Origin of the sequence: Acinetobacter sp. UBA6526, assembly GCF_002434875.1 — a bacterium.
GTDB lineage: Bacteria > Pseudomonadota > Gammaproteobacteria > Pseudomonadales > Moraxellaceae > Acinetobacter > Acinetobacter venetianus.
In genome coordinates, this window is the sequence record NZ_DJLC01000058.1 from 1 (window position 1) to 7,940 (window position 7,940).

The 7,940-nt window shown below is 40.1% G+C and carries 7 protein-coding genes; 4 read left to right on the plus strand and 3 right to left on the minus strand.

All coding sequences use genetic code 11. The features are described 5' to 3' along the window. Positions 1-191: 191 nt before the first annotated feature. The 3 genes from B4237_RS03880 to B4237_RS03890 all read left to right on the plus strand — a co-directional run bounded on the left by B4237_RS03880 (position 192) and on the right by B4237_RS03890 (position 3,669). Positions 192-1,265 carry a DUF932 domain-containing protein gene (locus B4237_RS03880; protein WP_286941508.1) on the plus strand — a complete coding sequence of 358 codons (1,074 nt, stop codon included), beginning with the start codon at positions 192-194 and terminating at the stop codon, positions 1,263-1,265. Positions 1,266-1,489: 224 nt separating this feature from the next. Continuing rightward, positions 1,490-2,629, plus strand: a complete 1,140-nt coding sequence (locus B4237_RS03885) for a YqaJ viral recombinase family protein (RefSeq protein ID WP_262569018.1) — start codon at positions 1,490-1,492, stop codon at positions 2,627-2,629. A 143-nt stretch (positions 2,630-2,772) separates the two neighbouring features. After that, positions 2,773-3,669 (plus strand): hypothetical protein, encoded by an 897-nt coding sequence (locus B4237_RS03890; RefSeq protein ID WP_005091434.1) that lies wholly within the window; start codon positions 2,773-2,775, stop codon positions 3,667-3,669. A 103-nt stretch (positions 3,670-3,772) separates the two neighbouring features. Here B4237_RS03890 and B4237_RS03895 read toward each other — a convergent pair whose 3' ends face one another. The 3 genes from B4237_RS03895 to B4237_RS03905 form a co-directional block, all read right to left on the minus strand. Further along, a complete protein-coding gene (locus B4237_RS03895; protein WP_005091433.1) occupies positions 3,773-4,045 on the minus strand; it encodes a hypothetical protein in 273 nt (90 codons plus the stop codon). Between the two features lie 15 nt (positions 4,046-4,060). Further along, complete coding sequence (locus B4237_RS03900; RefSeq protein WP_005091431.1) at positions 4,061-4,942, minus strand: copper resistance D family protein; 882 nt, start codon at positions 4,940-4,942, stop codon at positions 4,061-4,063. A 67-nt stretch (positions 4,943-5,009) separates the two neighbouring features. Then, positions 5,010-5,390, minus strand: a complete 381-nt coding sequence (locus tag B4237_RS03905) for a copper resistance CopC family protein (RefSeq protein WP_005091429.1) — start codon at positions 5,388-5,390, stop codon at positions 5,010-5,012. A 277-nt stretch (positions 5,391-5,667) separates the two neighbouring features. Here B4237_RS03905 and B4237_RS03910 point away from each other — a divergent pair. After that, positions 5,668-7,940, plus strand: a 2,273-nt coding sequence (locus B4237_RS03910) for a heavy metal translocating P-type ATPase (RefSeq protein WP_286941517.1), incomplete at its 3' end; no start/stop codon positions are given.

Here is a 7,940-nt window from a genome sequence, read left to right on the forward strand (position 1 = left end):
TATCGGTGGGCTGATTGGAGTGGTGGTCGGTGGAACACTGGTTATGGCCAGTCAGCATTATTTCTATCGTCATTATAAATCCGCGCAACATTACCACTGTCTGCAATGCGGACAGGACTTTGCTGTGGCTGACTAAGCATCATTCAATTTTATTTTTTAAACAACTTCACTTTTATACAGGAATCATCTCTATGGCACATTTAGTTGAAAACATGGCATTTGTAGGACAAACCCCTTGGCATGGCTTGGGTAATCAACTCACGCCTAATCAACCGATTGAAGTCTGGGCCAAACAAGCAGGCATGGATTGGCGTATTGAATCTTCAAATGTCAGTTATATGGCTGAAAACCACAAACAACAAAACCTAATCTTGCCTTATCAAGAGCAACGCGTGTTGTATCGCTCTGATACGCATGAACCTTTATCCGTGGTCAGTCAACGCTTTCAAGAGGTTCAGCCCAAAGAGATTCTAGAGTTTTACCGTGATCTGACTGAGCAATCAGGTTTTGAACTGGAAACTGCTGGGGTGCTTAAAGGCGGTAAGAAATTCTGGGCATTGGCTAAGACAGGACAAACATCTGCCTTAAAAGGAAAGGATGTGAGTAATGGCTATATTCTATTAGCTACTGCTTGTGATGGAACCTTAGCGACCACCGCCCAATTCACCTCTATTCGTGTGGTCTGTAACAACACGCTTGCGATTGCCCTGAAAGCACAAAACGCTGGATCGAACAACACGGGCGTAGTCAAAGTTCCACACAGTACTCGCTTTGATGCAGAGAAAGTCAAACATCAACTCGGTATTTCAGTGCGTGCATGGGATGAACACATGTATGAAATGAAGCAACTGAGTCAACGTAAAGTTACACAGCAGGAAGCAGCCGCTTACTTTGATGCGGTGTTTAATAACAGCAATCTCAGTGTGGCAGATCAAGAGGACACTATCATTCAATACTACCGCAATGCAGCACTACCCAAAGCAACTATTCCCGTAACATCGAGCATCAATAAATCCGATAACAAAACCGAACCCAATGGCCGTGCCATGTCAAAAGTGATGACCATGTTCAACGGACATGGCCGTGGTGCAGAATTGAGTTCAGCCAAAGATACAGCGTACGGTTTACTATGCGCAATCACCGAGTTTTGCGATCACGAAAGACGCGCGATGAGTACCGATCATCGACTGGATTCAGCATGGTTTGGGGCAGGGGCTGCGCTTAAACAACGCGGCTTGGAACAGGCTTTACGCATGTTGGCTTAGCCCACCCACTATCAAACTCAATCATCATTCACTTCAGAAACAACAGCCACCACAGTGACTCAAATTTCAGCTTCATTTAAGCTTTCACCATTAGCCTAAGCCAGTGGTTATAAGATAGCCGCAGTGCAAGACCCTTCGCCACACTCAGAGGTGGCTTTTTTTATGCCTGAAATTTAGCGGTTGCTGTGGTGACGATACTTTATTCAAAAAGGAGTCGTGCCATTATGAATAGTCATCATCACATTCAAAATGCATTAAACCAATCCCCATTACAAGCCTACTCACCGAATATCAACCCATCTGGTCAACAGGTGGAAGTCGGCACTCGAACCAAACGTAATTCAGCTCAACATTCCCAAAATAAACAATCAAGAAAATCCAAAACTCCCGCAGCTAAACGCCTTGCCAACACCAAGCAACTCAACTATCAACAATGGCTTGAAATCCGTAAACAGGGCATCGGCAGTAGTGATGCTGCAACTGCCTGCGGACTGAATCCCTATATGTCGATGCTAGAGCTGTGGATGATCAAAACGGGTCGGATGCAACAAAACATTGAAGATGAAAGTGCAGGCTATGCACCGTTGTACTGGGGTAAACAACTTGAACCTTTGGTGGCTGAATACTACAGCATGCATACCAATAATAAAGTCCGTCGTGTCAATGCAGTATTACAACACCCTGATGAAGACAAGCACTTTATGCTCGCCAATCTAGACTATGCCGTGGTAGGCAACCCCGATGTGCAAATCTTGGAATGTAAAACCGTTGGAGAATATGGTGCAAAACTTTGGCGAGATGGTGTACCACTGTATGTGCTGTGCCAAGTGCAACATCAACTGGCGGTGACAGGCAAACAAGCGGCACATATCTGTGCCTTGATCTGTGGACATGAAACTAAAATCTATAAAGTGACCCGTAATGAAACGGTGATCCAGCACATCATCAATGCGGAGCGTCACTTCTGGCAATGTGTCGAGTCAGGTATTCCACCGAGTGTCGATGCTTCTGATTCAGCAGCTAAAGCACTACAGCAACTCTATCCTGAACAAATTCCATTAACTGTAGAAGACCTCAGCCAAAACGAACAAGCCAATTACCTCTTTAATCAACTGTTAGAAGAGCGACACAGACTTGAACAACATCAACAGTATTTCGATGAACTCAAACATCAAATACAGATGCTAATGAAAGATGCGGAACGTGCGGTATTTACAGGAGGCTCAGTGACGTGGAAGAAGACACAAGACTCAACCACCTTAAATAGTAAAGCGTTACTGAAACAACATCCTGAATATCTACAGCAGTTCCCGCAAACCAAAGTCGGGACACGAAGATTTCAGATTTATCCGAATGGTGGATAGAGCAGATACGTATATCCAGCATTTCTTTCTTAAACAAACGTATCAACCACCAGAGCCACGTCAAACAACCCGATCCCATACCTCAACAGGTATGGGATTTTTTTATGCCCAAAATTTTAAACAGCTATAAAGAGGACATCACCATGATTAAAGGCTTAGCAATTACACCACCCGTTTTAGGTCGTATTAGCATCGGCAAAATTGTCGAAAAGAATGGCAAACGACTCCCTGAAAAAGATGACCAATTTACCATTACCAGCCAAATTCAAGGAAAAGACGGATGGATTAAGCATCCCTTGGATGAACAACTACGTGCCAAAGCACCCAATCAAAAACTCAGAAGCATTCCAGTGCGGATGATCTTCAATGATCCCGAACTAAACCTACGCGCTGAGTACAGCTTATTTGATAGACAAACAGGGCGATTAATCTGTTCAGGCAATGGAGAAACTTGCCAACGACTTGGACAAAATGGCATTGAACAACATCCATGTCCATCCCCTGATTTATGTCCCTTGGCACAAGGCGGACTGTGTAAGCCTTATGGCAGACTTTACGTCAATTTAGATGAATCGGATGAGTTCGGCACCTTCATCTTTAGAACCACAGGCTTTAATAGTATTCGTACCTTAGCAGCACGATTACGTTATTACAGCTCGGCTTCAGGTGATTTACTTTCATGTCTGCCATTGCAACTGACTTTACGAGGTAAAAGCACCACGCAAAGTTATCGTACTCCGATCTATTACGTGGATTTAACTTTACGTGATGGAATCAATTTACAGGAGGCAATTACGTCAGCCAAACAGATTGATGAAACAAGTAAGGCAGCAGGGTTTTATCAGGAAGCTTTAGATCATGTGGCACGGCAGGGCTATGGCAATGCTAGCTTTGAGGTGGGAGGTGAGGAGGGGCTGGATATTGTTGAGGAGTTTTACACGGAGGAATCGAAATCAGAGCAGAATCAGCAAATGCATGACTTGAGCCATGCTCAGGATATTCAGAAAGGGTTGCAGCAGTCGGTTCAAGCTCTGAATTAAATACTGTTGGGGGCTAAGAAGCCCCCAACAGTAATATTGCTACTATTTTTTATTAAAAAATTTGAACTACTTATTGAATCAATAAACATTACTTAAGTATCGTTTATTTGGAGGGCGGTAGTACGTTAGGCTTTTGTAACATTAATCCATTTATAACTTTTTGTTGTCTACTATCCTCATTACGTAGTTGTTTATCTTTGGAATGATGGTCATCTTTATTCTCATCAACTTTGGTATCGCCATGGTTATGATCAGTGATATTAGATAATTCAGTATCATCTAAGGAGCGAATCGTTTTTGAAGTACTAGGTTCAGCCCAAGATATCGTATTAAAAAACATGAGAAATAATAAATTGTACTTCATCCATGAAGTCATAGCGTGATCCTTTTTTTACTCAATACCGACTACAGTGGTGATATAACCAGTGGCTAAAAGAATTGATAGGCCTAATGACATTTCAAATAAAATGGCATAGCCCAATTGTTTCGCAGATTTCGGGTCTTGTAAGCGAGGTGTGAAATACCATTTGTTAAAGGCTGCTAACAATAAAATACTTAGGACAAATAATATTTTAATAATAAATCCATGCCCATAAGGTGTATTGATTAGAGTATTAAAATCTTTAAAGAGTAATAAAGCAATACTAAGACCACAAGCGATGAGTATTCCTACAATAAAGGCTGCTATTTGCCCAAATAGATGCATACGTTCTTTAAGTGGTAAGCCATTAATTTTTTTGCTTGTTTTCCATAATGGATAAAGCGATCCCATCCATAAGGACATTACAAGTACATGTATTGATAATAAAGCTTGAGCGAATAAGGATAAATTCGTAACGTGTCCGAGTTGTGAAAAACTTAAAATGATTGGTGTGAGCAGTATGGTAAAGATTGCTCCTTCAGTTTTGGAAATATCAATCATCCCTTTGCTAAGTTTGACTATCATAAATATGAGTAAAAGTGCAAAACTGATTGATCGAATGATATAGACATGTCCAGTAGGAGTATTGACTAGTATATTTATATAGTTGTTATCCCACATACCTGAAAGGCCAGTGTTGGCAAAACTTCCTATAAGAATGAAGAAACCGAGAACACTTGCAAAAAGGCCTAAACCTGTACCAATAGTCATGTATTTTAGAATAGTCTCCTTGATTTCAACATAACGTCCAAGTAAGAAATAGCAGAAAGCACCGCCAATAACAAATGCAATCCCTAAATATAAAATGACTTTAACCAACCATGTTGCATATATCCAAGTCTCAGGAATCATATTTTTCTCCCTTTATTATAGCAACATGCCAGCAAGCTGCTGGCATGTTGACTATTTTCACTCATTGTTATTTTGTTGATTTAATAGTGAAATTATATTCACCATTCATGTTATGACCATCGGTACCCATTGTGGTCCAAACCACTGTATATTTTCCTTTTTTTAGTTTAGGAACAACTACTTCAAATGATTTTTTCATATCATGAGTTACTTGGTAGTTCAAAGGGATGTCCTTACGTTGGGCATCGAGTAACTTAACGTTCATTAGCATTACTTCTTCACCAAAATTGAGTGTTATGTTTTTTGGTTGACTTGCTACAGAAGCATTGATCGCAGGAATTGCACTTTCAAGTTTCACGTGTGCAAATGCACTTGAAGCAGTAACAATCAGTGTTGCACCTACGAGAGTGTTACGTAGAGCTGACATTTTATTTTGAAAAATTTTCATTTCTTCATCCTCTTTAAATTAATCTTGGGCCCAGTAATGACCGAATGAAATTCATTGATTGATAGCTTGGTCACCAACTTTGTAATCCTATTATCAAAGAAAGATAGAAACACTCCGATGACTTCAAAATTACATTTTTGTCATTTTAAAAATTGAAAAGTCACAAGTGCTACACTGACTATAAAGAAAATTTCGCTTATCTAATGATCAAGTAATAGGAAATTATTTACGTTTTAATCAATTTATTACTTTTAAAATTAAATATGAAGGAGGTTGTATGGACCATCATCATCACGAAGATAAAAATACACTTACTGATCCTGTCTGTGGCATGGCAGTAAAAGAAACATCTCAATTTTATGAAAAAGTTGACAGTAAAACTTTCTATTTTTGCAGTGAAAATTGCTGGTTAAAGTTTAAGAATGATCCTGCTTTTTATATTAATAAACTAGCAAAAGCGACTAATCCAAAAGAGATTGGGATAAATTCAATTGTGGTTGATCAGCCGATAAATGTGAATACTTCTACTATTTACACTTGTCCGATGCATCCCGAAATTCAACAAAATCACCCTGGGAATTGTCCTAAATGTGGTATGACTTTAGAGCCTTTACTTCCAAATCTGGATGAAGCTGACGAAAACCCTGAACTAAAAGATTTTAAAAGACGATTTTGGTATACCTTACCTTTAACTCTTATCGTTGTATTTTTAGCCATGTTTGGGCATCAGCTGAATTTATTTGATATGAAGATACAGAGTTGGATTGAACTCATTCTTACATTACCTATCGTTTTTTGGGCAGGGTGGCCATTTTTTGTTAGATGTTGGCAATCAGTTTTAAATCGTAGTCCGAATATGTGGACCTTAATTGGAATTGGTACTGGTGCCGCATTTATATACAGCCTCATTGGAACTTTGGCTCCACAAGTATTTCCAGACTCTTTTGTTTCTATGGGACGTGTCGCTGTATATTTCGAAGCCACAGCAGCCATTATTTCGCTGACCTTATTAGGCCAAGTTCTTGAGTTGAAAGCTCGATCACAGACCTCGGCAGCAATTAAATCTTTACTTGGGCTAGCACCTAAGACTGCAAGAAAAATAAATGACGATGGTAAAGAAGAAGATATTCCTCTTTCCCATGTACATGTTGGAGATTTGCTCCGAGTACGACCAGGTGAAAAGGTCCCTGTTGATGGAGTTGTTACTGAAGGGTCAAGTTCTATTGATGAATCAATGTTAACAGGAGAACCTGTTCCCGTTACAAAACGTGAAGGCGATCAAGTAATAGGTGCAACAATAAATATGAATGGTTCATTAGTAATGCGTTCAGAAAAGGTTGGATCTTCAACGGTACTGTCTCAGATCGTACAAATGGTATCGCAAGCTCAACGTTCTAAAGCGCCGATGCAAAGAATGGCAGATCATGTTGCAGGTTGGTTTGTTATGGTAGTTATTGCTATTTCTGTGCTTACATTTTTTGGTTGGGGGGTATTTGGCCCAGAGCCTAGTTGGGTTTACGGGTTAATTAATGCTGTCGCAGTGTTAATTATTGCTTGCCCATGTGCTTTAGGCTTAGCGACACCTATGTCAATTATGGTGGCAACAGGTCGTGGTGCATCGAATGGTGTACTTTTTCGTGATGCAGCTGCAATAGAAAATTTACGTAAGATTGATACTTTAATTATTGATAAGACAGGTACTTTAACTGAAGGCCAACCCTCATTCGATAAGGTTATCGCTCTTTCGGGCTATGAAGAAAATGAGGTACTTCGGTTAGCAGCTAGTCTGGATCAGGGGAGTGAACACCCTTTAGCTGATGCAATCGTACGTGCTGCCCGTGAAAGAGATCTTGTACTGTCTAGACCAACATCTTTTGAATCTGGCTCTGGGATTGGTGTTAAAGGAGAGTTAAATGGACAACAATTATCTCTTGGTAATACAGCATTAATGGAACAGCTGGGAATATCAGTTAAAGCATTTGTTCCCGAAGCTGAAAAGTTAAGAGCCGAAGGTGCAAGTGTCATGCATTTAGCTGTGGATGGAAAACTGATAGGGTTAATAGCTGTTTCAGATCCAATCAAAGCAAGTACACCTGAGGCTGTTCTTTCATTAAAAGATTCCGGTCTAAGAATCGTAATGGCTACTGGTGATGGATTAACAACAGCTAAGTCTGTTGGTGCTAGATTAGGTATTGATGAGGTTTATGGTGAGGTTAAACCCGCAGATAAATTAGAATTGGTTAAGAAATTGCAAAAAGAAGGAAGAGTGGTTGCGATGGCTGGTGATGGGATCAATGATGCCCCAGCTTTAGCTCAGGCTGATATCGGAATTGCAATGGGTACAGGAACAGATGTAGCAATGAATAGTGCACAAGTTACTTTGGTAAAAGGTGATTTACGCGGTATAGAGATTGCTCGTTCATTATCAGAAGCAACTATTAAAAACATGAAGCAGAACCTTATGTTCGCATTTCTTTATAATGCTTTAGGTATTCCTTTAGCAGCGGGTATTTTATATCCATTTACTGGCTGGTTACTTTCTCCTATGAT

Coding starts and splice junctions, on each gene's coding strand:
- B4237_RS03880 (WP_286941508.1), top strand. CDS start 192: ATGGCACATTTAGTTGAAAACATGGCATTTGTAGGACAAACCCCTTGG.
- B4237_RS03885 (WP_262569018.1), top strand. CDS start 1,490: ATGAATAGTCATCATCACATTCAAAATGCATTAAACCAATCCCCATTA.
- B4237_RS03890 (WP_005091434.1), top strand. CDS start 2,773: ATGATTAAAGGCTTAGCAATTACACCACCCGTTTTAGGTCGTATTAGC.
- B4237_RS03895 (WP_005091433.1), bottom strand. CDS start 4,045: ATGACTTCATGGATGAAGTACAATTTATTATTTCTCATGTTTTTTAAT.
- B4237_RS03900 (WP_005091431.1), bottom strand. CDS start 4,942: ATGATTCCTGAGACTTGGATATATGCAACATGGTTGGTTAAAGTCATT.
- B4237_RS03905 (WP_005091429.1), bottom strand. CDS start 5,390: ATGAAAATTTTTCAAAATAAAATGTCAGCTCTACGTAACACTCTCGTA.